Genomic DNA, 23299 nt, shown 5'->3' on the forward strand with positions numbered 1-23299 from the left:
GAGCAGGGACACCCCGGCGGCCGGGCCCGGGCCACGCCGACTGCGGCCCCGCGCCACCGACTCGGCTCCCCCCGCCGGCCACGTACGCATACATCGCCGCCGCAAGCCCACTGCGGCTGGCAGGGCGCGGCGCGGACGTCGTCCTGCTGGAGTCCGGGTTCTGCGGCTGGGGCGGAAGTTCCCGCAATGCCGGCTACTTGTCGAACGCGCTGGCGGGTGATCCACATCTGCTGAAGACGCTGTACGCGCGCCGGCTGCCGGGGCTCATCCGGTACGCGGACGAAGCGGCCCGCTTCACCGAGGAGCTGATCGGGCGGCTCGCCATCGACTGCGACTACGAACCGACGGGCAACGTCATCGCCGCGGTCTCCCCGGGACAGCTCCGGCGCACCGAACGGAACACCCGGATCCGTCTCCGCGCCGAGCGGGTGCTCCTGGCCACCAACGCCTACTCCCGCGACCTCGCGATCGCCCCGAAGCGGATGGTCACGCCCGTCTGGACCAGCTTGGTCGAGACCGAACCGGTCGCCCCCGAACGCCTGGCGGCGACCGGCTGGACGAGGCGCACCGGCATCATCAGCGGCGCCGTTCGGAGAGCCAGCGATGCACGGACACGCCTCTCTGTCCGGTCGGCATCGGACGCAGTGGAGCTGAAAGGAAGACCCCGGCCGATGTCAAGGGGTGTGCGCGTCCTCGGCGGCGGCCTCAAAGGTCGTGTCCCGGCAGTGGTCCAGGAGCGTGGACCGTCCTCACGGTGACGCCGCCATTTCGCGCCACCGCGACCTGCTCGCCTCGCTCCTGGCGACCGGACAGGCGCGAGGTGCCGTCCGTGCCGACATCCCCGCCGACCTGCTCGCCGCCCTCTGTGACGGCTGGATGATGATGTTCCCCATCGAACCCGATAGGTTCACCCCCGACCGCGTCCAGGCCCTCCTCGACGCCGCCCTCACCTTGATCGCCCCCTCACCGGGCGCATCCGGTACGTCCAGCGGCTGAACCTCTCGCCCGTCACCCGAGCACTCACCGGCGCACCCGACCAAGAGGTCACGGCCCGGTGGCCGCCACTTGGCGGGTGTAGGCCTTGGGACCCCGGGTCCCCCCTGGGCCCGTCCATCTGGCGAGCGATGGTCAAGCGGGGAGTGCGGCGATGGCGGCCTGCCACGGGTAGGCGTCGAGGTCTCCGTGCTTGGGCTTGTGGGGCACGAAGCCGCCTTCCCCGAGCAGCACGGTGACGCCCGCTTCGCGCAGGAAGGCGACGTGGCCGGCCACGGCAGGGTGCGCGGCTTGGACGTCGTTGAAGTGAAGTGGGGCAGGGCGGAGATCGGCAGCCCGGGGCCGATGCCCTCGGTGATCAGGCCGAGGGCGGGGGTGTCGCTGATCGCAGTGGCCCATTTCGCGAGCGTGTTGTTGGTGAGCGGGGCCACGAGGATCGCGTCCGGGGCGGGCAGGACGTCCGGCTGGGAAGGCGGCTTGTACTGCCAGCGCACCGGGTGTCCGGTCGATCCGTCAAGGATTCGATCTCGCCTTCGGTGTCCTCGCTGAGCCATCGGTACGCGGATGGCGTGAGGATGACGCACACGTCCCAGCCTCGGCCTGGGCGGCGCGGACGGGGATGTGGAGGCGGCGGGCCACGCCGACTTCGCCCCCCTCCAGGACGCCGGCGGCATCCCCCGCCGCTTTCCTGGTCGCCATCACCACCAACCAGCGGCGAGATGTCCCCGCGCGGTGGGAGCGGGGCTCTTCGGCCCACGAGGAGTCGCTCGTTCGAAGGTGAAGAGACGTTTCGCCAGGCAGGAGGTGCGCGCAACGCGGGAAACGATAACGATCCCGGTGCCCCTTTACCTTGCAAGGGTCGCTTGTCTCGCCTGGAGGTGGCCGTTCGTGGTCCTGATCATCGTGGTCGCTGTCCTGGCCCTGCTGGCGGGTCTGGCCGCCAACCGGTTCCTGCGGCCGAGGCTGGTGAGCGAGGACGACGACGCCGGCATGTGTGTCAAGGACCTGGTCGGCCCGCTGCTGACACTGACCGTGCTGCTGCTGGCCTTCGTCCTGGTCACCGCCAACGGCTCCTACGGCAAAGCCGAAGTCGCCGCACGCGGCGAGGCCCGCGCCGTCGACCAGATCGTGGAGACCGCCGAGTACGCGCCCGCCGCACAGCGGGCCAAGATCCAGGCGGACGCCGTCTGCTACGCCCGCGCCGTACGCGAGCGGGAATGGCCCGCCATGGCCGACGGCAAAGGCTCACCGGCCCCCAGCGTCTGGTCCACCGACCTGCGCCAGGTCTTCCGCGAAGCCGAAGGAAAGCCGGTCTTCGGCATGCTGGTCGCCGCCGACAACAAGCGCTCCGACGAGCGTGAGGAGCGCCTGACCCAGGCCACCGCGAGCATCCCCGGCGTCATCCTGTGGTTCCTGCTCGCCACCCTGGTCATCACCGTGATGGCTCTGGGGACATGCATTCCACGCCGCAACAACCGCGGACAGATCATCACCCTCACGGTCATCACCGCGCTCCTGACCGCCACCTTGTGCATCATCCGGGACGTCGACCGCCCCTTCGGCGGCATCATCGACATCAAACCCACCGCCATCACCGAAGTGCAACGCCAGGCCACCCGCGACTTCCTCGCCCACCACACCCCCGCCGACCTGCCCTGCGACAACCAGGGCAACCGCCAAAGCGCCTGAACCACCCCGCAGGCATACGGCCTGCGCCGGAAGAGGAACGTGACTGGCCCTGTGGTGGCGGCGGTCGGTCGTACACCATCTTGCAGGTTCTGGTCGGGCTGGAGACGAGAGAAGCGGTGCTCCATGCCTGGCTGGATGTTCTGCCAGTAGATGATCAGGTGCTCGTCGCGGTCGAAAGCGGTTGTGCTCGCCGAAAAGGCCGAGGGCATGGCACAGTGCGTGCAGGACCCGGCCGTGCCACGCCTTTGCGGCCAGGCGCGGGGGCTGCTCGCCCCCCACCATGCCGACAGAGGAGCAGGTGTCCTCACCGGTGAGGGTCTTGAGGTAGTTGTCTTCGCCGGACCGGGGCCGGAAGGTGATGCTGGGCACGGCGGTGGTGATGCGGTCCATGGCCCGCCGGACCTCGTCTTGGAGCCCCGTGTCCAGTTCGTAGGGGACCTCGCCGCGGGGCCACCGCATCCTCGCATCGGGAATCGCGCTCATGAACCCCCAAGGCGCGTCGGGCGCAGCGGCTGCCGGGTATGTCCCGCTGCATATGCCCGACGAAGCCGCCCTCGGGCGGTCACCGTGCCCCGGCGCGGTCGACCGGACGCGGTCTCCCCACCGAAGGCCCACCGGGAATCGTCCCCTGAAAGGACGGGTCCTCAGCCCTCCGCGGGTCCACAGCCACTCAGTGGGCGTCGGTTTGGACCCTCAGCTCCAGGGGCCATCGGTCGATCTCGCGGGACTCGCTCGGGTCGATGCGGACTGGCGGGTCGATGCGGACTGGCGGGTCGAGGCGTCTGCGGACGGCCCCGAAGGCGGAACGCGCCTGGCGCACCGGGCGGCGCGGGAGGCAATTGCCGTGCCGGTGCGGGACCTTGAGCCCTGTGGACGCATCCGGGAGCCGTCCCTCACACGGATGGCTCACGGCCGCTGTCCGGCTGCCGTCATCGGGCGCGGGCAGCCTCCCTTCAACCGTCTCGTGTCTCGCAGAACCTCTGGAGGAAAAGTATGAGCACTCCCCCGCAGTCCTCGTTCCGCATCACCAGCGCCCCGAACATCGTGTACGGCAAGTGGGACGCCGATCGGTTCGAGACACAGTCCACCGACTGGGTCCAAGTCCCCAGTGCGGAGATCAGCCTGGCGCTCGGCCAGGGCAAACCGTCCTACGGAGCACGGTTCGTCGCCACCTTCAGCGCCGAGGCGCTGTGCTCGGACACCAACAACGACGGGCAGGGGCTGTTACAGGCCACGGTGTTCTTCGGGGACGGCCAGGGTGAGCCGCTCAGCGGCAACCACCGGTTCGCCACCGCCCGCGGCAACCCGGAGTGGTCCAACCACACCCTGATCCGGACGGTGCATTTCGACCCGGACTTCGCCGCGCGAGATGTCACGGCGCGGGTGAAGCTCAAGACCCAGGGCGCCAGCGGGGGTGTGCAGAACTGGTTCCTGAAGGTGGAACGGTTCAACATCTGAACCCCACGCACCAGGCGCCCCACCCACTCCGGGCCGGGGCGCCTCGCTATGACGCGGTGCCGTTTGCGGGGCTGAATGAACAACCGCGACGCGTCCGTCACCGGTACGCCTTAACGCCCACACGAGTACTCCTGCCCCCCGTTATCGTCCCCGGAACCCCGGCGCAGGACATGCCTGCTGTCGCGCTCCCGGACCTGTGGTCGGAGCTGCTCGCCGCCCTGCACGAAGGCCGTGAACATGACCCTGCCCTCCGATCCGGGCTCGGACGGGCCCCGTCCAGCGCGCCCCCGACACCAAGGGATTCAAAATCATCCCGAGGCGGTGAACCATCGAGCGCAGCACGGCCGGCTCATGTACCACCGCAAGCTCGCCCGCGACTATGAGAGGCACCCGCACCGCTCCGAAGCCATGATCCACCTCGCGATGATCGACCTCATGGCCCGCAGACTCACCGGCGAGACCACCCTGAACTGGCGCGGAACCTGACACGGGACCAAACACACTCCACAGGGCAGAACGCTCAGTTGTGCGGGCGCGGACGGCTGCCTCGATGTCACGTGGGGACTGGTGGAGTTCGGCGGAGCGGGTGAGGACGGCGCGGGCGTAGTCGGGGGTCTGTAGGACGCCCACGATCCACGAGGGCCTCCACGTGCGCGGGGTCTTTGAGTTCGCCTGTGCTTGGTTGTGGGCGTCCTGGACGGGCTTGTGGCCGCCGGCGAGTTGTCTGCGCCAGGAGCGGATGTGTGACTCGAACCCCGCAAGGCGGGCTCGCAGCTCGTCGTAGGCCTCGGGCCGGCCGCACGCCGTGGCCCATTGGTGCAGGTCCTGCGGGGTGGCCGTCTGCCTGCCGAGCTCCAGCTTCGAGACCTTGGAGTGGGGCCAGCAGAGCTTACGGGACAGGGCGGTAGCGGTGAGCCGGCCTTCCGAGGCGGGGAGCCGGAGTTCCCGCAGCCGCACCCCGAGTGCTTCGCGGGCCTGCTGATAGTCCGTGCTCACCGGTACACCCCTGCTTTACGCCTCCTTCGCGGCCATGCCCGGCGCGAGGTTGCCCGCCCCCGCCCCCGCCGCGATGATCTATTCGCTGAGCCACTTCGCCATCCACCCCTCGTTCTGCGCGGAGATGACCCGTTCGCACTGTTCGACGAAAGCGTCGTCGGTGGCGGGGTCGGGTGCGCCGACGCGGCGGGCCGTCAGCCTTTCCAGTTCCGTGGCGGTACGGGAGAACTCGACCTCCTGGTAGGCGTACCGGGACGCCGCCGCGTGCGCGGTGACCGCGGCGGCCACCGTGGTGACCGTCGCGACCCACACGGTGGCCCGGTCCGACCCGAAAGCGCCGGATGCCGCGCCCAGGGCCGCGGCGGTGGCGGCCAGTACCAGTTCCACCCGTCGAACCTGAGCGTTCCGTCGGCTCATGTGCGCGGCCCGGGGCCGGTAGTACTCCTCGACCTGGCTGGTGACCCGCAGCTCCATATAGGAGCCGACATCGCTGACAGGGGGCAGTGCGCGTCGGCGCGGGGTGAAGGGAATGGTGCGGGCGATCAGGTCTCCGGCGTCCGTGATGGCCCGCTCGGCGCGGTCCAGGAGTAGGTGGGGGGCATCCGCGTCCCGGTAGGGGGCGACGCGGGCGAGGTAGGCATAGGTCTCGCTCTTGAGCTCCTCGCTGAGGGAGCGCAACCGGGTCCAGTCCTGCATCTGTTGGGGGCCGGCCCGCTTGGTGGCCAGCGGCACGAGCGCTACCGCGGCGGCCGCCAGGAACGCCAGGGCCTTCCCCGCCTCAGCACTCCACGTCATGATCTGCGCGGCAGCGGTGCCGGCGCACGCCCCCGTCACGCCCAGCACGAGGGCGACGGTTCTGGCCCGCATGATCGCGCGCTTGGCGTGGTCGGCCGCCTGCGACCACACGCTTTGACGGTCCCATATCCACTGCACGGTTGGTTCCCCTGAAGTCCCCACAGGCAGATCTTCCCAGCACTACCGTGAGAAGGACAGCGCGCACCGATCGATCCGTATGGAGTGAGATGCCGGAAGTACGCCGCACCGAAGGCAAGGCGCTGTCTCGAGCGAACCGTACACCCCGCCAGGCGGCCGTGATCGAGCAATCTCCGCTACTGGGGCGGCGGTTGAGCGCCCTGGGCTGGGTCGCGCTGACGCTGGGCAGTGGGTGCCTGGGTGTCCGCTTCGGGAGCGCAACGGCTCAGGGAAGCTGGGGGTGGCTGGCGGCCGGGGTGGTCCTGGTGCTAGCCGGAGTATGGGGGACGCAGCGGGGACGGCGGCACCTGACGCCCGTCCTGACCAGCCTCCAGGGCCTCCCCGCGGACGAACGGGTCGTGCTGTTCCTCCGGGCGTTCTCCGACGACGCCGGGTTCTCCCGGGTGGCCGCACTGCGGTGGTTCCGCCTGCTGTTCACATCGATGCTGCCGACGCCCGCTCATCTGTGGACCGAGGAGGACCAAGTCGGCCGGGCCGTCGCACCGTTCGGGCGGATGGTCGCGCTCGGACGCCCGGCCGACCGGCTGCCCCGGCTCGGCGCCGAGCGCAGTTACGCCTCGGACCAGACCTGGCGGACCGAGGTGCTCGCGGCGCTCGATCGCGCCGCGCTGGTCCTGCTGGTCGCCGGGGCGGGACGGAGTCTTGCGTGGGAGGTCGATCAGGTGGTGGGCCGCGACGATCCCGCCCGCCTGGTCCTCGTCGTCAGTCGTGACCGCGACCAATACGGCCAGTTCCGGGCATCGCTGGGAGATCATTTCCCCAAGGGGCTGCCGGCGTACCCGCCGACGCGAACGCGACACCGCCTTCTGCGGGGGCGCTACGTCCGCGCCGCGATCTGGTTCGACCGTGACTGGACGCCGCACTGGGAGATGCTGGACGGCAGGTTCCCGCTGATCGGACTCGCACGTCGCACGCAGAAGGCCCTGCCACGCGCCCTGCGGCCGGTCTACCGGCGGGCCGGTGTGCCGGCACGGGTCACACCCACGACGCCGCGCCCGTGGGCGGTGAAGCTCAGCACGCCGTTGATCGCCGCGTTCTGGCTGATCCCCCTTGCGTTGCCCCTCCTCGGCGTGATCCTCGCCGATGCCGCCAACGCCGCCGTCGAATCCGCCCTCACCGGGGGCTCTTCTGATGCTTTTGTGGATGCCGGCACTGATGACTCCAGTGATCTGTTCACCGTCGACCATGGCGACACTCTCGGCTTCCTGTCGGCCTGGCCGATGTGGTGGTGGGTGGCCGTAGTGGCTGCCTGCGGGTACCGGGTATGGCGCGGAGGGCCCTACGTCATCATGATGGCGCGTATCCAAGGCGTCTTCGTCCCGGTCTTCCTGCTGGCATTCGTGCTGACGAAGCTTCCCGCCTACGCCGTCTTGCCGTTCGTCGCCTTGAGCCTTCTGGTGTTGATCGTCCTGGGCATGCCCATAGCCGCCATGCTGCTCATCCGGCGTGATGTGCGCGACTGGATCGACTCGCGCCTGTAGTACCTGTAGTAGCAGAGTCGTCGCCGTTGCACAGTCCCCGAACCGGGCCGAGCCGGGGCGCCCCTCAGAGTGCGCGGACGAGGCGGGCGCGGGTCTGGACGCAGCGCACGGTGCCCTCGATCGGCGCGGACAGATGGCCTTCTGCCTCGCAGCTCAGCCACCACAGCCGCTGACTTCGGTTTCGACCGCTGGCGGTGACCCGGGCCTCCAAGGCTTCACCCGCCCCATGGCCTTGGAGGCCACTCCCGCAGCCGGGCGCGGGCAGGCGCGCGAGGTCACGTGGTCTCGAAGAGGATGACGTACTCCTCCAGGCCGGTGATGGGGAACACCTCCCCCTGCAGACGCTCAAACGCTTCACGTGCCGTATCCCGCCCTTTCGCCCACACCCGCACGCGGTAATCACGGTCCGCGTCCACAAGCTGCGTACACAGCTCCGGCTCGGGCCCGCCGATCGTGGAAACCACGAGATCACCGCGTGGAAACCACGAGATCACCGCTGTGACTGGCGAAGGGCCACGCACCCAGCTCGACAAACTCCCCCTTGAGGGATGGAGGTTCGCTCGCACACCGCAGAGACACCACGACCTCATGGGACGGAGCTTCGCTGTTGAAGACCGCCGTACCGTCCCCGACCGTGACGGCACACGCGAAGTCGATCTCCAGCTCCCAGCAGTCAGGGCGCTCAGCCTCCGACGGCCTGCGCTTTTGGTCAATCGCAAACATCCCCCGGTCGAGACTCACCGTTCCCGAGACACAGCGTCCAGTTGCCATGCCCTCCCCCCTCCCCATGTTGTTTCCTGCCACCGCTGCTTACATGGCCTCCGCTACGCAGGAGACGACCGAGCGGGCTTCCACCGGATCACAGCCAGCGCCAGACGCACGGCTCGCGAACAGCCCTGATGCGCTCCCCGCACGGGGCCGACGCCACGGCGCTGCCGACGCCGTAGACCCACATCGGAGCTTCCCCTCGCGTACGGGCCGACGGCCCGCTGGCAGTGGGGGGCCGCCCAGGTTGGCGATTCGGCCCGGGCCTGCTCGGCCCGCCTCACCTTGGGCGGCAACATCACCGAAACCAGCACCGACTCCTACCGCCTCGCCACCACCGCGCCCGAGCCGAACAGCAAGCAGTCGTCCGACTGCCTCCTTTCGAAAAGAGCAGGTCGTGAGGTGGCCCAGATGGGTGGTCACACGGTGAGGACACCGCCGACGAAGGTTCGATCTGGCGGTGACGCCACGAGTTCGACCATGGTGCCGGCGCGGAGGTCATCGCCGGCGACGCGCGTGATCGCCTCGGTGAGCGCGATGCCGAGGCGCGCAGTGATCCGGGCGGCGTCGGGGCGGTCGAAGACGCCAGCGCGGACACCCAAGATCACCGAGGCGTTTGTGTCCACGGCCTTGCCGCCCTGCGCGAAACGGCCTGCGGGGACTCCGTCCAGGCGGACGCTCACGAGGTCGCGGGCCCATTCGCCATAAACGTCGACGATCGCGTCGGTCAGCGCGGCGACGAGCATGGGTTCTTTGCCGGTCAGTCTGTTCTCTGGAAGGTGGACGGTCAGATGCGGCATAGTGGACCTCGTTCCCTTGGAACCCAAAGCCTTTGTCGTTAAAGATACTTGGAAGAGATCGCTGATGTCCACGGAATCGGACGGTCCAGCCGTCGACGAGGCCGTCCGCACCCTGCTGTTGCTCATGCCGCGGCTCATCGGCCGCGCCAAGCGCCTGCCCATCCCTCCGGCGCTTCAGGGCCTGGACCTGGCACCGCGACACCTCGCGCTGCTGGCCCACCTGGAGTACGACGGTCCCACCAGCATCAACGAGCTGGCCGCCCGGCTGGAGGTGGCCCCGACGACCGTCAGCCTCATGGTCAGCGAGCTGTCACGGCCGGGCGTCCTGCAGCGCACCGCCGATCCCGCCGACCGCCGCCGCCGCATCATCGCCATCGCCCCCGCCTACGCCGCACCAATCAGCGAATGGCTCTCCGGCAGTGCCTCTGCCTGGGAATGCGTCATGCGCGGTCTCGACCCCGCGGAACGCGCCACCGTCATCACCGCCCTGCACGCCTACGAGGCCGCCTTGGAGCAAGCGGGCGACCAGCAGCGCTACGCGCAGCCGCGTTAGCAGGCTTGGCGAAGTCGGCATAGCGCGGCCTGCAGCCACAGCCGCTCCCGCATCTCACCAACATTTTTCCGCCTCGGGATCGCTGACCGTTGCCCGAACCACCTGACAAACGCTGCTGCTGCTCGCCAACGAAGCCACGGAGCCGGCCACGGCGCAGAACGGGCGGCTGTACCCGTCGGCTGTTCCACATCGCCCGCGACAGCGCCATCCGGATGGTTCATACGAAACCGCGGTCCGCAGTGACTGTGCCCACTACGGCGCGTTGTTGCTCACGCGACCGGATGCTCCCGCGCCGCGTTGGCACCCACCGCGCCACCTCAACTACCGAACAGCCTGGAACGGACATCGTCATGGCCCATGACCAACTAGCGCCCTCCTACAGCGACGCCAATCCGCTCTTTCGGCTGTGCCGGCACTTGGGCTGGGGTGCGCTGGTGAACCTGGGCTTCTACACCCTGCCCACGCTGCCCGCTGTTCTCGGCGGTCTCGCCTTCTTCCAGCGCCGGCTGGAATCGAAGAGCCTGGCTCTTCTGGAGGCTCGTCCGGGCCACCGGGTGCTGGATGCATGCTGTGGACGCGGTCACACCACCGCCCGGCTGGGTGCCGTGGGCTGTGAGGCGGTGGGGGTGGACGTCACAGCCCAGCAGATCGAGGAGGCCCGCGCCCGGTACGGCCGCTCTCCCCGCGCCGCCTTCGCCGTCGCCGACGTCACCGCTTTGCCGAAGCAGGCCGACGGCATCAGCGCGGATGGTTCGTTCGACCGGGTGCACTGCCTAGAGGCGGCCTTCCATCTCTCGCCCGCGGGCCGTCGCGCGCTGCTCGACGAGGCTTTCCGAGTTTTGCGCCCCGGCGGCCGGTTTGTCCTGGTCGACTTCACCTGGAACACCGAAGATCCGGGACTGATCCGTCTCCTCGATACGCACGGTCTCGTGCGCTCGGCATGGCAGCTCGAGGAGTTCGAGCCCCTGGCGCGCTACCTGGCACACGCCAGGGAAGCGGGGTTCGTCGTGCGGCGCACCGTCGACTGGACCCGCCCGGTCATCGATCGTTTCTGTCAACTGGGCGCGGTGTTGGCAGGCTTGGCCTCCACCCGCACGGGCCGGCGCCTGCTGTGCCTGCGCTGGCCCGGCCTTCGGGAGTTCAGCGAACTGGACTGGAAGAGCGTGCTCGTCACCATCGAAGCGCACCGGGCGGTCGGGCGCTTCACCGGCTATACCGCTCTCGTACTCGACAAGCCGCAAGACCACGAGAGCGCGTCCTAGCAACGGATGAGAGGGCAGACAGGCCCTCTGTCGGCTGCCGTGGCGCCAGTGCGTTGCGGTGTGCGGCGTTCGGCGGCGTCGCGGCGGTTCTGTGCGACGGCATCCGGTGCGTGTCACCGCGGTTGGTCCGCGGGGTCCTGGAGGGCGCGGACGAGGTAGTCCTCGTCGAGGGGCTTGGGGTCGGCCAGGTCACCGATGACCTCCAGCAGATTGCTCCGGTCGTAGGTGCGGCGCTGCGCGAAGTAGCCGAGGAGTCGTGTGTGCCCGACGATGAGGGCCTCGGCCGGGGTGGGATCGGTCAGTTCCGGCACCGGGACCAGGGCTGTGCCGGGGAAGCGGCGCTCCAGGGCGCCTGCCGCCGTTGCCGTGGTGGTGTTCTGGGGGTGGGTGACATGCAGCGTCCGCAGGGAGGTCGTGCTGCGCAGGGTCTCGGCGGCGCGGACCATGGCCTGGGCTGCGTAGTCGACCTGAAGGAGGTTGAGCGCGCCGCCGGGGTCGATGGCCACGCGCAGGCGCAGGGTGTCTGCGCGGCCCCGCTGGTAAGCGGGCAGCAGGGGCCGGCTTTTGTCGCCCGGAGACAGCGCGTGCACTCCCGCGTCCACGGCGCGCATCAGGTCGTCCAGGGGCTGGCTGGGCAGGCCGGGAGGCGTGGGGCGGTCGGTGACGAGGAGGCTGGGCCGCATGATGGCCACCGGCCGTCGGGTGTTGCGGGCCCAGGCGTGCACCATGGTCTCGGCGGAGTATTTGGTTTCCTCGTAGGGCACTTGGAAGCCGGCGTCCTCGCGCAGGTCGTCTTCTTGTACGTGTTGTACGTGGCCGGTGAGCCGGCGGCCTGCTACGTAGGCGGTGCTGACGTGAATCACCTGGGCACTGGGGGCGTGGTCGGCAAGGGCCAGCAGGTGGCGGGTGCCGAGCACGTTGGCCCGGTACACGGGTACAGGGTCGCCTCCCAGGTTGAGCAGGGCTGCGCTGTGCCAGATCTGGGTGAGTGCGTCGGTGGCCTGTGCATGGGCGTCGGCGCTCAGCCCGAGGGGCGAAATCGCGATACCCGTTGTGCGGGGTACGTCGTCTCGGATTCGGCCAAGATGCACCCGTCCGACCGACCATGCCGAAGAGTGAGTCCGCGCTATCGGGAGTTCCTGAGGCGGAATCATGGCCTCCGTCACAGCTCGATCCCGTGAGTCATGATCAAAAGGCCCGGGTTGCGAACCATGCCCGACATACACGCTCGCGGGAGCACGGGGCATGCAGAACAAGACCTACCGGCGCAGATGTGGTGCGGCCGTCGCCGCTCTGGTGGCCGCAGCGATCGTCGGTACAGGGCTGTCCGGCTCGGCGATGGCCGTCGACCACACACAAGTGAACAGCAGCACGCAGACCGCGACAACCGCCCCCCTCCGCGCTGACGTCGATCTGTCCGGTGTGAGCGACGGCGAGGGGGAGGCCGCGATCCAGCGCGCGGTCGACGTCATCAGCTCCATACCCGAGTCGCTGATCAAACGAGTCGAGGCGGGCGACCAGAACGCGCTGCGCGAGGTCGTCGAGCTCCTGGACCCCAGCGTCCAGGCCAAGCCCGGTGTCCAGTTCGGCTGGTTCGGGTGCGCGACCGCAGTGGCCAAGTTCGCCGCCGAGAACGGGATCGGTATCGCCAAGGCGTGCAAGCTCGTCAAGAACGGCAAGAAGGTCGTCAAGGCCATCTGGGCCTACATCAAGCACGGTAAGTACCCGGTACCTCGCTCCGGGCATGTCGGCATCCTGCGGTGTCGCAGGCGCCGTAGCATCTGTGTCGTTCGATCCCGACGGACGCACCCCGGCCACCGGCGGCAGCAACGACAAGACGGTGCGGATAGGCATGGATCTGTCAGAGGTGCAGGAGGTCATCGACGGCCGGATCCTTGTGCCGTGGCGGCCGGGTGACGCGTGGCTGGCCGGCGGTACCTCTCTGTTCGCCGAGCCCCGGCCCGGGCTGCGGCGGCTGCGCGACCTGGGCACCTTCCATTGGCGGCCGGTGACGTCAGCCGAGGACGGCATCGAGGTGGCGGCCACCTGCACCGTGGCCGAGCTGCTGTCATTCGCCGAGGCGCCGGGCGGGCCGTGGCCGGCGGGGCGCGCGCTCATCGCTGGATGCTGCCGTGCGTTCTCGTCCTCCTTCAAGGTGTGGAACACCGCCACGGTGGGCGGGAACCTGTGCGCGGCCCTCCCCGCCGCTCCCCTGGTCTCCCTGGCCGTGGCGCTGCGCGCGGTGTGCCGGACGCGGGGTCTGGACGGACGGGAACGTGCGGTGCCCGCGGCCGACTTCGTGACCGGCCCGGGCACCACGACGCTGCTGCCCGGCGAACTGCTGCGCTCGATCACCCTGCCCGCCGACGCGCTCGCGGAGCGCAGCACGGTACGCCGGGTGAGTACGCATCCGTGGGGGCGGTCGGTCGCGCTGGTGACCGGCACCCGTGATCCGTCGACCGGACGGCTGACCCTCGCCGTCACCGCCGCCACGAGACGGCCGGTGATCATCGAATTCGGCCGCATGCCATTCGCCTGGGAACTGCGGCAGGCGCTCCTGGAGATGCTGACGTGCGACCTGCTCCTCGAGGATTCCCACGGGCGCGCGGATTGGCGCCGGCATCTGGCCGTACACCTCGCGGTCGAGACCCGTGACGCACTCGCGGAGCAGAGGTAGCCATGTCCTTTTCTGTACGGATCGACGATCAGGACAGTCATGAGCCGCCCAGGCCCGGACAGTGCCTGCGCACCTATCTGCGCGAGCGTGGCCGCACGGGGGTGAAGAAGGGCTGCGACACGGGTGACTGCGGCGCGTGCACCGTGCACGTGGACGGGCTGGCCGTACATAGCTGCCTGTACCCGGCGCACCGCGCAGACGGACGCAGCGTCATGACCGCCGAGGGCTTGAGCACGGGTGAGCGGCTGCATCCTCTGCAGGAGGCGTTCGCCCGGGCGTCGGCGTTCCAGTGCGGCTACTGCACGCCGGGCTTTGTCATGACTGCCGCCGCGCTGACGCCGTCACAGCTCGGCGGCCTCCCGGAAGCCCTCAAGGGCAATCTGTGCCGGTGCACCGGCTACCGGCCCATCGAGGAGGCGGTGCGGGCCGCGCACTCCGAGGCCGCGGGGCCGACTCCCTGCGCCCCCATCTCCGCCTCCATCTCCGCTTCCAGTTCCAGTTCCAGCTCCGGCTCCGGCTCCGGCTCCAGCTCCAGCTCCAGCTCCAGCTCCAGCTCCAGCTCCAGCTCCAGCTCCAGCTCCAGCTCCAGGGACCCTGCCGGCCATGGAGTGGTCACCGGCACCGCACGGTTCACTCTGGATCATCCTGAGCCGGCGGGCCTGCTGCACATCGCGCTGGTGCGCTCCGCGCACCGGCACGCCAAGGTCATGGACATCGACACCACCGCCGCCCTGGCCCTGCCGGGCGTCCGCGCGGTGCTCACCCACCACGACGCGCCCGCCGCCCGCTTTTCCACGGCCCTGCACGAAAACACCGACGACGACCCCGCCGACACCCGCGTCCTGGACGACGTCGTGCGCCACGTCGGGCAGCGCGTCGCCGCCGTCGTCGCGGACAGCCCCGCCCTCGCCCAGCGGGCTTCCCGTCTGGTCCGTGTCACCTACCAGGTGCTGCCCGCCGTCACCGAAGCCGACCAGGCCCTTGATCCGGACGCGGTACGCGTGCATCCGGACGGCAACATCGCCGGTGATTTCCACGCGACCATCGGAGACCCCGGCCGGGGCTTCGCGGAGGCGGACCTGGTCCACGAAGGGGTCTTCCACACCCAGCGGGTGCAGCACACCGCCCTGGAGTGCCACGCCAGCCGGGCCTGGGCCGACCCCGAGGGCCGTCTGCACCTGCACGCCGCCACCCAGGCCCCGCACCTGGTCCGCCGGCGCCTGTGCCAAATCTTCGGACTCGACCCCGACGTCCTGCGCGTCACCGCCGGGCGCCTGGGCGGATCCTTCGGACGGGGGCAGGATCTGCAGACCGAGGACATCACCCTCCTCGCCGCCCTGCGCACCGGACGCCCCGTACAACTGGAGTACACCCGCACCGACGAACTCACCGCCGCCACCACCCGCCATCCCTTCCACGTCGGGGTCACACTCGGCGCACGCCACGACGGCACGCTCACCGCCATGAAACTGCATGTCCTCACCGATACCGGCGCCTACGGCAACCAAGGCCCCTCCGTCCTCAACGTCGCCTGCAGCGAGGCCACCGCCCTGTACCGGGTACCGAATCTGACTGTCGAGGGCTACTGCGTGCGCACCCACAACGTGCCTGCGGGAGCTTTCCGCGGCTACGGCGCGGGCCAGCTCGCCTTCGCCCTGGAGTCCGCTCTCGACGACCTCGCCCGCCGCCTTCGTCTCGACCCCCTGGCCCTGCGCGAACGTGCCTACCTGAGCCCTGGCGAACCGGCGCCGTTTCCCGGTGCCGGCGGACGCCATCCGGTGATGGACACCGGGCTGGCCCGCTGCCTGCGCACCCTCGGCGAAGCCCGCGCCCGTCGCCTGCGTGTGCGCCCCAGGGGAGCAGGCCAGCGCCATCTGACCGGCGAGGGCCTGGCCGTGGCCACCCGGCACACCGTCCCCGCCGATGGGCACATCGCCCAAGCAGCCGTCACCCTGCGCCCTGATGGCCACTACGATCTGGCGGCCGGAGTACCGGACTTCGGCAGCGGCACCGGCAAGGTCCTGTGCCGCATCGCCGCTCAGGCCCTGGCCACCACGGTCGACCACATCCACCTGAGGGGCGCCGACAGTGACCTGCTCGACCACCACAGCGGCGGCTTCGGCTCCACCGGCGTCATCCTCACCGGCCGCGCGGTCGATCGGGCATGCCGGGCGCTGGCCGAGCGCCTGAGAGAGCTGGCAGTGTCCTGCGCCGCCGGCAGCCCCGCCGGCCGGGGGCCAGGAACGCGAGCCGTCCCTTGCGACGCCTCCTCGCTCCCGCTCACCGTGCTGCACGACCACGCCCGTGCCAGCGGAGTCCCGCTGCGCGCCGAGGCATCCGCCCTCGCGGACGACACCGTCCCCTCCCTGGCGTTCAGCGCGCAGTGGCTGTGTGTCGAGGTGGACACCGTCACCGGCCTGGTACGCGTCCTCGACAGCGTGCACGTCGCCGACGCCGGCACGCTGATGGACACCGCGCAGTGCCGCGGGCAGATCGAGGGGGCCATCACCCAGGGCGTCGGCACCACACTGCGAGAACAGCTCCTCACCGACGGCGCGGGCCGTGTCACCACGGCCGACCTGCGCACCTACACCATTCCCCACTTCGGTGAAGTGCCACCGCCCGAAGTCCACTTCGTCGCACCCGAAAACCCGGAAGGCGCTCCGCCCAAGCCCATGAGCGAGCTCCCCTTCAACCCCGTCGCCCCGGCTCTCGCCAACGCCGTACGCGACGCCACGGGCATCCGCTTCACCGAACTTCCCCTGCGCCCGGACACAGTATGGGAAGCCCTGAACACTGCTCGCCCGACGAAACGGCTCGGTGGCGGCGACTGATTCACCTGCCCGGCGCTCCTCCCCCACCGGCGCCGGAGCAGTGCGGGTCTCCGCGGCTGCCGCCGGCAGGAAACCGCCCTCCACAGCCGCCCGGTCCACCGGCACCGAGTGGGCATGGGCTTGGCCAACTACCCGTATAGGGCCGGGAGTTCGGGGCATCCGAACGTTAGGCCGGTCGCCTTGGGACCGGAATCTTGGAGCGACCGATCCGAAGGAGCGAGAGATGACTACGCGGTACGGCAACCAGCCGGTCGGGCAGCACCACGCCCCGGCCAAGAGCGGTGCCAGCGAGAACGTCCTCAGCATCATCGCGATCGTGCTGGGCGCGATCGGCCTCCTCTTCCTGCCGATCGTGTTCGGACTGGGCGGACTGATCCTGGCTCTCATCGCCAAATTCGCCCGACACGAACGGCTCTCCACCATCGCCCTGATAGTCGGCGCCGTCGGACTGATCGGCGGAATGATCCTCGGCGCCCTTCTCGCCGGCTAGCAGGACCTGCCTGACACAGTGAGGTGTCACCTCGGCGGCCTGAAGCCCGCACTCTGCACGCCGGGCTTCAGGCCGCCGAAGCTGCTCTCGTCTCCGGTCGCGTGTGGCGCGCCTCGGACTCCGCCGGGCGGCATCCTGACGCCGCCGGCAGGCCCCGGGGCGCTGTGTGCGGCCTGGGCCCTTTGCCGAACTACAGGTCCAGGGCGGGGCGCAACGCCTGGTCCACGCGCACCATGGCCTCCGGGGCGACGCCGCCTGCCGCATGACATTGCGTACGTATAGCACTGTGCGACTCAGTGATTGGCGGACCTATAAGTCGCTCACTGTGCATGACCTTGAAGACAACGCAATCCGGTCACGGCCCCGCACGATCGACGAGTACTGCGCCTCCGAACAGCCGCTGCCTGCACCGCTGCTGGTATCGTTGCTGGTACCGCTGCCGGACGAGCCTTTCGAGACGGGCCGGCTCTTCACTCTGCGAGTCGACCGCTACAGACAGATCAGCGTCCGGACCCACCGCTACTCGGTGCCGGTCAGGCTGATCGGCCCGGCTGCATGGAGCTCGACCGGCGGGGCGCCGAGTTCCTCTTCCTTCGGTGGCAATGTCATCGAGACCGGCACCGGCTCCTACCGCCTTGCCACCACCCGCGCCCGTGCCGAGCAGCAGTAAGCGGTCGGCTGAGTGGCGAGGAACCACCCAGCCTCTCAGTTCTCCAGAAGGCGCCGACGCCACCACCCGCACGCACCCCACGAACCTGTCAGCATGAGGTGAGGGCTGAGGGGAACAGTTCGACGGTCGAATTCGGAATCGAGCCTGGAGACGAGTTTGCCAAGGTCTTCCCGAGCACCACGGGGAAGCCACAGCAGCACGTCCTCCAGGCGGTCTCGCGCCACGAGAGGATCACAGCACTCGCAGGCCGTCTCCGGATCCGGGAGTACTCGCCCCGGCTGTTGCAGATACCACTGGCACTCGGCCAGGGCGGCAGCCACATCTCCTGGCCACAGCCGGTCCTCTTCCAACTTCCGGATCGCTACGCGAGTCGCCGCAGACACACCGCGGACCCGGCGAACCGGCACCCCTCTTCTGGGCCGCCAACGCTTCGCACGCAGCCCCTTCGGACGCCTACGCGGCATCGGCCTTTCGTATCGACATGCCGTCATCCTGCCACGGACCGGGCTGCCTCCGCACGTGGTCATGGCAGGTCCGTGCACGGCTTGATCAAAGCCCGTCCGTGTCACGGGCCGCCGCCTGGCGCCCTGCACTCCGTGCCCCGGAAGAGGCCGGTCACCTGCTCGTACGCGGACATCTGGCCGTCGAGCCCGTTGGCGCGGCGGAGTTTTCGGTCATGTGGTCAGGTCCAGCCATTGCCCGACGGCCAGCACGTGTGCGCGCCGTCCGGCGTGCGTGCGCCATTCGTTCTCCGGGTCGCAGACCTCGACGTAACCTGCGATCTTGTCGGGCTGCTGCGGCTCGTAGTGGATCGGCACCGCGTACCGGGCGTCGAGGATCTCCGCGGCCGCGGCCCGGCGTCGCGGGTGGACCAGGCATCCACCACCTCGACAGCCAGTTGGTGTTGGGCCAGTTCGCTCTCGGCCAGCAGTGTTGTCATGTTGTCCACGTCGTCGCCGTGGCCGGGCGCCGGCCGCAGCACCGGCGCCCCCGGCGTCAGCACGTCCGCGAGTGCGGGCGCGTCGGTGTGGTCCCGGTGCAGGTGGGTGACCAGCGCGGCAGTGACCTTCCCGCTCGGCGCCGCCAGCCACTGGCCGGGCTTCCATCCCGTGAACAGCGGTGAGAGGTCCCGTACATAGTCGATCACCAGCCGCTCGCCGCCCGCCTCGATCTCCACTCCGGCCCAGCCCAGTCGTCGTACCCGCATCTCGCACTCCTTCGTCTCGGTGGCCCAGAATTTAGCGTACGAACGTTCTCTAAGTAAATAGCGGACGCCCGTTCGCTATAGTCGTCGCATGTCACCACGACGTTCAGCAGCCGAAGCGCAGGCCACCAGGGGCCGGATCCTGGGCCGTGCCGCTGAGATCGCCTCCGAGGAAGGGCTTGACGGCATCACCATCGGCCGGCTCGCCGAGGAGCTGGAGATGAGCAAGTCCGGAGTGCACAAGCACTTCGGCACCAAGGAGACGCTGCAGATCTCCACGCTGGACAAGGCATTCGTGGACTTCTGGCACCGGGTGGTCGAGCCCGCACTGGCCGAGCCGCCGGGCCTGCGGCGGCTGCGCGCGGTGTGCGCCAACTCCGTGGGCTATCTGGAAGCGCCGCTGCTGCCCGGCGGATGCCTGATGACCGCGGCGCTCACCGAGTACGACGGCCGCCCCGGCCGGGTCCGCGACGCGGTGGCCGAGGTGTGGTCACGCTGGCGGGAACAGTTGCGGGCGGACCTGGCCGCGGCGGTGGAGAACGCCGAACTGCCCGCCGGGTTCGACATCGACCAGGCGCTGTTCGAGATCGTCGCCGCCGGCCTCGCACTGAACGCGGCCATGCAGCTCCAGCACGACCGGTCGGCCGCGGGCCGGGCCCGCCGCGCGATCGAGCGGGCCCTGGACCAGTCCTGACCGCACGCCGGGCGGGGCACTACCTGGCCCAGGTCCTGCGGATCGCCGCCGTCCTCGACCGGCCACAACACCTTCGAACCGGCCTCCCAGTCGGAGACCGGCGCCCAGCCACCGTGGTACTGCTTCGCCCAGCCACCGTGGTACTGCTTCAGGAACTCCGGGCTGGTAAGTCCCTCCCAGAGCTTCTCGGACGTGGTGTGGATGCAGATCGTGCAGACGAACTCGGGCTTGCTCCAAGCCTGTTTCTGAACTCCCGTCGTCCGCGCGGACGACGGGAGTTCAGAAACAGGCTTGGAGGCCCTTCGCGGGCGCGCGGCTCCGGTGCCCGGGGCCATGACCCGGTGTGCCGTGACGTGTCAGGTCCGCAGTGACTCCGCCTCCTTGAGCGGCTCCGAGGCGGCGCCCCGCTCGAACGCCGCCGTGAAGTCCGCCTCGCCAAGTACCGCGCGTACCGCGGCCGTCACCCGGTCCACGTCGCCGCGCTCCTCCGCCGGCAGCGGTGCGCCCACCGAGGCGCGGGCCGCGGCCGCCGCCCCGAGCAGCCGCGCGGCCTGCCCGGCGTGCCCTGCCAGTGCCCGCGCTCCCGCGAGTCCCTCCGCCGCCAGCGCGACGGCCCGGGGATCGCCGGTGTCGCGGGCCGCGGCGAGGCCCTCCAGGTGCAGGGACAGCGCGGTGTCGGCGTCCCCGCGCAGCTCGGCGACGAAGCCGAGTTCGGCCAGGATCAGGGCCGCCCCGTACTCCGCGTCGAACTGCCGGTTCCACGCCAGCCAGGTGCGCAGATACGATTCGGCGGCGTCGAGCCGTCCCTGCCGCCGCGCGCTGAGAGCAAGGCCGAGCTCGGCGAACTCCTCGGCGGGCTTGTCGCCCTGTTCGACCGCGAGCCGGCGGCCGCGCTCGTGGAACTCGTCGGCGCGGGCGTACTGGCCCGTCAGCAGGGCGATCCGGCCGAGGTCGGACCAGCGCATCGACGCGTCGGTCCACAGCCCCAGGTCCTCGGCGACGTGCAGCCCTCGCTCGTGCAGCCGGGCGGCTTCCTGGTAGTCGCCCTCGATCTCCGCGAGCCGCCCGAGCACCGCCATCGCCTGCAGCCTGCCCCACCCGTCGCCGGCCTCGTGGAACAGCGCGAGACTCTCCTCGCCGTCACTGCGGGAAGCCGTCAGGTTGCCGCACACGTAGGTCTGCATGCCTCGTGTGCTCAGTCCCGCGGCGATGCCCCAGGGGTCGCCCAGGGCACGGGACTCGGCGAGCACCCGGTTGACCAGTTCCTCGCCCACCGCGAAGTCCCCGAACCGGGTGACCGCGAACCCGAGGAACCAGCCGGCCCTGGTCCGCTCGTGCGGGTCGCGGATGTCCTCGTACAGCTCCAGAACCGTCGCGCTGCGGCGCGCGGAGTCGTCCGGGGCGCCGGACAGCAAGTCCACTCCGGCTCGCCAGGCCGCGGTCACCGCGCGGCCCGGGTCGCCTTTGGCCGTCGGCTCCGCCTGGCCCGGCAGGTCGAGGGCCACGGTCAGCCGGCGCTGGGCCTCGGTGAGACGGCCGCGCAGGAACCAGTACCAGACCATGGCGTGCGCCAGGCCCCGCATCAGGCCGGCGTCGCCGTCCGCGGCGGCCGCGTCGAGCGCGCTGCGGATGTTGGCGGTCTCCGCGTCCAGGCGCCGCAGCCACTGCCGCTGGTCGCCGCCGCGCAGGAAGGAGTCGGCCCGCTCGGCGAAGGCCGCGTAGTAGTGCGCGTGGGTGCGCCGCACCCGCTCGTACTCGGTGGCGCGCAGCCGTTCGAGGCAGTACGCGGACACGGATTCGAGGAGCCGGTACCGGGGCCCGTCGGCTTCGTGGCCGGCCAGGACGAGGGAGCGGTCCACCAGGCGGGTCAGCAGGTCCAGGACCTCGGCGGGCTTGACTCCGTCGCCCGTGCAGACGGCCTCGGCGGCGTCCAGGGTGCAGCCGTCGGAGTGGATGGCGAGCCGGCGCAGGACCGTCTGCTCGGCCGCGGTGAGCAGCTCCCAGCTCCAGTCGATCATCGCGCGCAGTGTCTGCTGCCGTGCGGGTGCGCCCCGGTGGCCGCCGGTGAGGAGCTTGAACCGGTCGTCCAGGCGCTCCGCGAGCTCGCGCACCCCGAGGACGCGTACCCGTGCGGACGCCAGTTCCAGGGCGAGGGGGATTCCGTCGAGACGGCGGCAGATCGAGGCCACGGCCCCGGCGTTGGCGTCGGTCAGCTCGAAGCCGGGCGCGGCGGCCGCGGCCCGGTCGAGGAACATCCGTACCGCGCTGGAGCGCCGCAGCACCGCCGGGTCGGCCGAATCCTCGGGCAGGTCGAGCGGCCGCACCGGCCACAACTGCTCGCCGGCGATGCCGAGGGGCTCCTGGCTGGTGGCGAGGACGCGGACGCCCGGTGCGCCGCGCAGCAGCGCCTGTGCGAGCCCCGCGGCCGCCTCGATGACGTGCTCGCAGTTGTCGAGGACCAGGAGCAGGCGGCGGCCGCGCAGGGCGTCGGTGAGGCGGTCGAGCAGCGTACGCGGCAGGCCGCTCGGCAGCGGTCCGGGACCGGTGTCGTCCCGGACTCCGAGCGTCGCGGTGACGACCTCGGCGAGGTCGTCACCCGCGGCCGCCCCGGGTGCGGCGGGCAAGGCGTGTGTGGCCAGTTCCACCAGCCAGACGCCGTCCGCGTACGCCTCGGACAGGCGGGTCGCCACCTCCACCGCGAGGCGGGACTTGCCGACCCCGCCGGGCCCGGTCAAGGTCACCAGGCGGCCGGACTCCACCAGGTCGCGCACCGCGTCCACGGAGTCGGAGCGGCCGATCAGGTCGGTGACCGGGGTGGGCAGGTTGGTGCGTGGCCGCGGTGTGGCAGAAGGGGCGGGTGCGGCCCGCAGGGCGGGGTCCTGTTGCAGGATCTCCTGTTGCAGGGCGGCCAGTTCGGGCGCCGGTTCGAGGCCCAGGTCCTCGTCCAGGCGGCGGCGCAGGTCCTGGTAGCTGTCCAAGGCCTCGCTGGCGCGGCCCGCGCCGTACAGGGCGCGCATATGGGCGCCTCGCAGCCGCTCCCGCAATGGGTGCTGCCTCGTCAGTTCGCCTAGTTCTGGGGCCAGTTGGCTGTGCTCGCCCAATTCGAGTCGGGCTTCGGCCTGTTCCTCCAGGGCGAGCAGCCGCTGTTCCTCGAGCCGGGTGATGGCCTCGCGGGCGAACTGCTCGTCCTGGAAGCCGGCGAAAGCGGGGCCGCGCCAGAGCCCGAGGGCCTCGGTGAACAGCTCGGCCCGCTCCGGGGGGTCCGCGGCCGTGCGCGCCCGGGCGGTGAGTGTGGTGAAGCGGCCTGCGTCCACGGCGTCGTCCGTCACCTCCAGGACGTATCCGCGGGCCCGGTACGCCAGGAGGCCGGGGCCGCTTCCGGCGCGGGTGAGCACCTTCCGTAATCGCGACACCAGGGTCTGCAGTGCGCCCGTGGCGTTGGCGGGCGGCGCGTCCCCCCACAGCTCGTCGACCAGGCGGTCGGCGGAGACCACCTGCCCCGGTGCCGTCAGGAGGGCCGCGAGCAGCGAGCGGACCTTGGCCTCCGGCACCCCTACCAGTTCACCGTCCGCCGACCAGATGGCCAGCGGACCCAGTACCCCGAAGCGCATGAGACCAAGGTAGACGCCCCGTGGTCATTGCCGGGTGTGTCAGTGCACCGCAAGCGGACCGACAGCCGACCGCAAGCCCTTGCCCGCACTCTGCTTGCACCGGAGAAAACCGGCGTAACAAGCACCTTC

General features: G+C 70.4%; 20 protein-coding genes and 6 pseudogenes. 16 read left to right on the plus strand and 10 right to left on the minus strand.

Annotation, left to right across the window (positions count from 1 at the left end):
• Positions 1–116 precede the first annotated feature (116 nt).
• A complete protein-coding gene (locus tag IG78_RS42435) occupies positions 117–758 on the plus strand; it encodes an FAD-dependent oxidoreductase (RefSeq protein ID WP_225882156.1) in 642 nt (213 codons plus the stop codon).
• Positions 739–996 (plus strand): TetR family transcriptional regulator C-terminal domain-containing protein, encoded by a 258-nt coding sequence (locus tag IG78_RS0121180; protein ID WP_030565546.1) that lies wholly within the window; start codon positions 739–741, stop codon positions 994–996. The genes IG78_RS42435 and IG78_RS0121180 overlap by 20 nt, the downstream gene beginning before the upstream one ends.
• 132 nt (positions 997–1128) lie before the next feature.
• Here IG78_RS0121180 and IG78_RS51465 read toward each other — a convergent pair whose 3' ends face one another.
• Positions 1129–1269: a hypothetical protein gene (locus IG78_RS51465; protein ID WP_225882143.1), complete on the minus strand. Its 141-nt coding sequence runs from the start codon at positions 1267–1269 to the stop codon at positions 1129–1131.
• Between the two features lie 612 nt (positions 1270–1881).
• Between IG78_RS51465 and IG78_RS0121190 the strand changes: the two genes are divergently transcribed.
• On the plus strand, positions 1882–2682 hold the full coding sequence (locus IG78_RS0121190) for a bestrophin-like domain (protein ID WP_030565548.1): 801 nt from the start codon (positions 1882–1884) through the stop codon (positions 2680–2682).
• Positions 2683–2868: 186 nt separating this feature from the next.
• Here the strand turns inward: IG78_RS0121190 and IG78_RS52710 are convergent.
• Positions 2869–3165 (minus strand): annotated as a pseudogene (locus tag IG78_RS52710) (M12 family metallopeptidase); the annotation flags it as partial.
• 510 nt (positions 3166–3675) lie between these two features.
• Here IG78_RS52710 and IG78_RS0121195 point away from each other — a divergent pair.
• Together IG78_RS0121195 and IG78_RS46075 are read left to right on the plus strand one after the other, a co-directional pair.
• A complete protein-coding gene (locus tag IG78_RS0121195) occupies positions 3676–4140 on the plus strand; it encodes a hypothetical protein (RefSeq protein WP_030565550.1) in 465 nt (154 codons plus the stop codon).
• 277 nt (positions 4141–4417) lie between these two features.
• Positions 4418–4626 (plus strand): annotated as a pseudogene (locus tag IG78_RS46075) (IS5 family transposase); the annotation flags it as partial.
• An 18-nt stretch (positions 4627–4644) separates the two neighbouring features.
• On the opposite strand, the pseudogene IG78_RS46080 reads toward IG78_RS46075, so the two are convergent.
• Positions 4645–5136, minus strand: a pseudogene (locus IG78_RS46080) (helix-turn-helix domain-containing protein); the annotation flags it as partial.
• 78 nt (positions 5137–5214) lie between these two features.
• Positions 5215–6042 (minus strand): DUF4231 domain-containing protein, encoded by an 828-nt coding sequence (locus IG78_RS0121210; protein WP_051852814.1) that lies wholly within the window; start codon positions 6040–6042, stop codon positions 5215–5217.
• 116 nt (positions 6043–6158) lie between these two features.
• Between IG78_RS0121210 and IG78_RS0121215 the strand changes: the two genes are divergently transcribed.
• Complete coding sequence (locus tag IG78_RS0121215; RefSeq protein ID WP_157855839.1) at positions 6159–7610, plus strand: hypothetical protein; 1452 nt, start codon at positions 6159–6161, stop codon at positions 7608–7610.
• A gap of 275 nt (positions 7611–7885) precedes the next feature.
• Here the strand turns inward: IG78_RS0121215 and IG78_RS51475 are convergent, their stop codons facing one another.
• Together IG78_RS51475 and IG78_RS0121230 are read right to left on the minus strand one after the other, a co-directional pair.
• Positions 7886–8074 (minus strand): hypothetical protein, encoded by a 189-nt coding sequence (locus IG78_RS51475; protein ID WP_030565557.1) that lies wholly within the window; start codon positions 8072–8074, stop codon positions 7886–7888.
• A gap of 720 nt (positions 8075–8794) precedes the next feature.
• Positions 8795–9175, minus strand: coding sequence for a tautomerase family protein (locus IG78_RS0121230; protein ID WP_030565561.1), 381 nt, complete (start codon positions 9173–9175; stop codon positions 8795–8797).
• Positions 9176–9239: 64 nt separating this feature from the next.
• Here IG78_RS0121230 and IG78_RS0121235 point away from each other — a divergent pair, with 64 nt between their 5' ends.
• Together IG78_RS0121235 and IG78_RS0121240 are read left to right on the plus strand one after the other, a co-directional pair.
• Complete coding sequence (locus tag IG78_RS0121235) at positions 9240–9728, plus strand: MarR family winged helix-turn-helix transcriptional regulator (protein ID WP_037685802.1); 489 nt, start codon at positions 9240–9242, stop codon at positions 9726–9728.
• A 350-nt stretch (positions 9729–10078) separates the two neighbouring features.
• On the plus strand, positions 10079–10990 hold the full coding sequence (locus IG78_RS0121240) for a class I SAM-dependent methyltransferase (RefSeq protein ID WP_078965318.1): 912 nt from the start codon (positions 10079–10081) through the stop codon (positions 10988–10990).
• 113 nt (positions 10991–11103) lie between these two features.
• Here the strand turns inward: IG78_RS0121240 and IG78_RS0121245 are convergent, their stop codons facing one another.
• Positions 11104–12237 carry an SDR family oxidoreductase gene (locus IG78_RS0121245; RefSeq protein ID WP_078965320.1) on the minus strand — a complete coding sequence of 378 codons (1134 nt, stop codon included), beginning with the start codon at positions 12235–12237 and terminating at the stop codon, positions 11104–11106.
• Between IG78_RS0121245 and IG78_RS0121250 the strand changes: the two genes are divergently transcribed.
• The 3 genes and pseudogenes from IG78_RS0121250 to IG78_RS52715 form a co-directional block, all read left to right on the plus strand.
• Complete coding sequence (locus tag IG78_RS0121250; protein WP_030565569.1) at positions 12236–12907, plus strand: hypothetical protein; 672 nt, start codon at positions 12236–12238, stop codon at positions 12905–12907. The genes IG78_RS0121245 and IG78_RS0121250 overlap by 2 nt on opposite strands.
• The gene (locus IG78_RS0121255) at positions 12843–13667 is read left to right on the plus strand and encodes an FAD binding domain-containing protein (protein ID WP_030565572.1); all 825 of its coding nucleotides are present in this window, start codon (positions 12843–12845) and stop codon (positions 13665–13667) included. Before IG78_RS0121250 ends, IG78_RS0121255 begins: the two co-directional genes overlap by 65 nt.
• A 2-nt stretch (positions 13668–13669) precedes the next feature.
• Positions 13670–14032: pseudogene (locus IG78_RS52715) on the plus strand ((2Fe-2S)-binding protein); the annotation flags it as partial.
• 32 nt (positions 14033–14064) lie between these two features.
• Here the strand turns inward: IG78_RS52715 and IG78_RS52720 are convergent.
• Positions 14065–14301, minus strand: coding sequence for a hypothetical protein (locus tag IG78_RS52720; protein ID WP_404827711.1), 237 nt, complete (start codon positions 14299–14301; stop codon positions 14065–14067).
• On the opposite strand from IG78_RS52720, the gene IG78_RS0121260 reads away from it, so the two are divergent.
• From IG78_RS0121260 to IG78_RS52455, 4 genes and pseudogenes are all read left to right on the plus strand, one after another.
• Positions 14276–16501, plus strand: coding sequence for a xanthine dehydrogenase family protein molybdopterin-binding subunit (locus IG78_RS0121260; protein WP_404827709.1), 2226 nt, complete (start codon positions 14276–14278; stop codon positions 16499–16501). The two genes, IG78_RS52720 and IG78_RS0121260, sit on opposite strands and share 26 nt — an antisense overlap.
• 223 nt (positions 16502–16724) lie before the next feature.
• Positions 16725–16991, plus strand: coding sequence for a hypothetical protein (locus IG78_RS0121265; protein ID WP_030565576.1), 267 nt, complete (start codon positions 16725–16727; stop codon positions 16989–16991).
• Between the two features lie 262 nt (positions 16992–17253).
• Positions 17254–17526: pseudogene (locus tag IG78_RS52725) on the plus strand (hypothetical protein); the annotation flags it as partial.
• A 54-nt stretch (positions 17527–17580) separates the two neighbouring features.
• A pseudogene (locus tag IG78_RS52455) lies at positions 17581–17661 on the plus strand (ATPase); the annotation flags it as partial.
• Positions 17662–18343: 682 nt separating this feature from the next.
• On the opposite strand, the gene IG78_RS42445 reads toward IG78_RS52455, so the two are convergent.
• Complete coding sequence (locus tag IG78_RS42445) at positions 18344–18868, minus strand: MBL fold metallo-hydrolase (RefSeq protein WP_249926124.1); 525 nt, start codon at positions 18866–18868, stop codon at positions 18344–18346.
• An 88-nt stretch (positions 18869–18956) separates the two neighbouring features.
• On the opposite strand from IG78_RS42445, the gene IG78_RS0121280 reads away from it, so the two are divergent.
• Positions 18957–19559, plus strand: a complete 603-nt coding sequence (locus tag IG78_RS0121280; protein ID WP_030565580.1) for a TetR/AcrR family transcriptional regulator — start codon at positions 18957–18959, stop codon at positions 19557–19559.
• 356 nt (positions 19560–19915) lie between these two features.
• On the opposite strand, the gene IG78_RS0121285 is transcribed toward IG78_RS0121280, so the two are convergent.
• Complete coding sequence (locus IG78_RS0121285) at positions 19916–23170, minus strand: AfsR/SARP family transcriptional regulator (RefSeq protein ID WP_030565582.1); 3255 nt, start codon at positions 23168–23170, stop codon at positions 19916–19918.
• Between the last annotated feature and the right edge of the window lie 129 nt (positions 23171–23299).

The organism is Streptomyces aureocirculatus (assembly GCF_000720475.1).
In the GTDB taxonomy this organism is placed as follows: Bacteria; Actinomycetota; Actinomycetes; order Streptomycetales; family Streptomycetaceae; genus Streptomyces; species Streptomyces aureocirculatus.

Excerpts from the sequence above, each read along its gene's own strand:
- IG78_RS0121195 (WP_030565550.1), top strand. The coding sequence starts at position 3,676 with ATGAGCACTCCCCCGCAGTCCTCGTTCCGCATCACCAGCGCCCCGAAC.
- IG78_RS0121215 (WP_157855839.1), top strand. The coding sequence starts at position 6,159 with ATGCCGGAAGTACGCCGCACCGAAGGCAAGGCGCTGTCTCGAGCGAAC.
- IG78_RS0121230 (WP_030565561.1), bottom strand. The coding sequence starts at position 9,175 with ATGCCGCATCTGACCGTCCACCTTCCAGAGAACAGACTGACCGGCAAA.
- IG78_RS0121235 (WP_037685802.1), top strand. The coding sequence starts at position 9,240 with ATGTCCACGGAATCGGACGGTCCAGCCGTCGACGAGGCCGTCCGCACC.
- IG78_RS0121240 (WP_078965318.1), top strand. The coding sequence starts at position 10,079 with ATGGCCCATGACCAACTAGCGCCCTCCTACAGCGACGCCAATCCGCTC.
- IG78_RS0121250 (WP_030565569.1), top strand. The coding sequence starts at position 12,236 with ATGCAGAACAAGACCTACCGGCGCAGATGTGGTGCGGCCGTCGCCGCT.
- IG78_RS0121245 (WP_078965320.1), bottom strand. The coding sequence starts at position 12,237 with ATGCCCCGTGCTCCCGCGAGCGTGTATGTCGGGCATGGTTCGCAACCC.
- IG78_RS0121255 (WP_030565572.1), top strand. The coding sequence starts at position 12,843 with ATGGATCTGTCAGAGGTGCAGGAGGTCATCGACGGCCGGATCCTTGTG.
- IG78_RS0121265 (WP_030565576.1), top strand. The coding sequence starts at position 16,725 with ATGACTACGCGGTACGGCAACCAGCCGGTCGGGCAGCACCACGCCCCG.
- IG78_RS42445 (WP_249926124.1), bottom strand. The coding sequence starts at position 18,868 with ATGCGGGTACGACGACTGGGCTGGGCCGGAGTGGAGATCGAGGCGGGC.
- IG78_RS0121280 (WP_030565580.1), top strand. The coding sequence starts at position 18,957 with ATGTCACCACGACGTTCAGCAGCCGAAGCGCAGGCCACCAGGGGCCGG.
- IG78_RS0121285 (WP_030565582.1), bottom strand. The coding sequence starts at position 23,170 with ATGCGCTTCGGGGTACTGGGTCCGCTGGCCATCTGGTCGGCGGACGGT.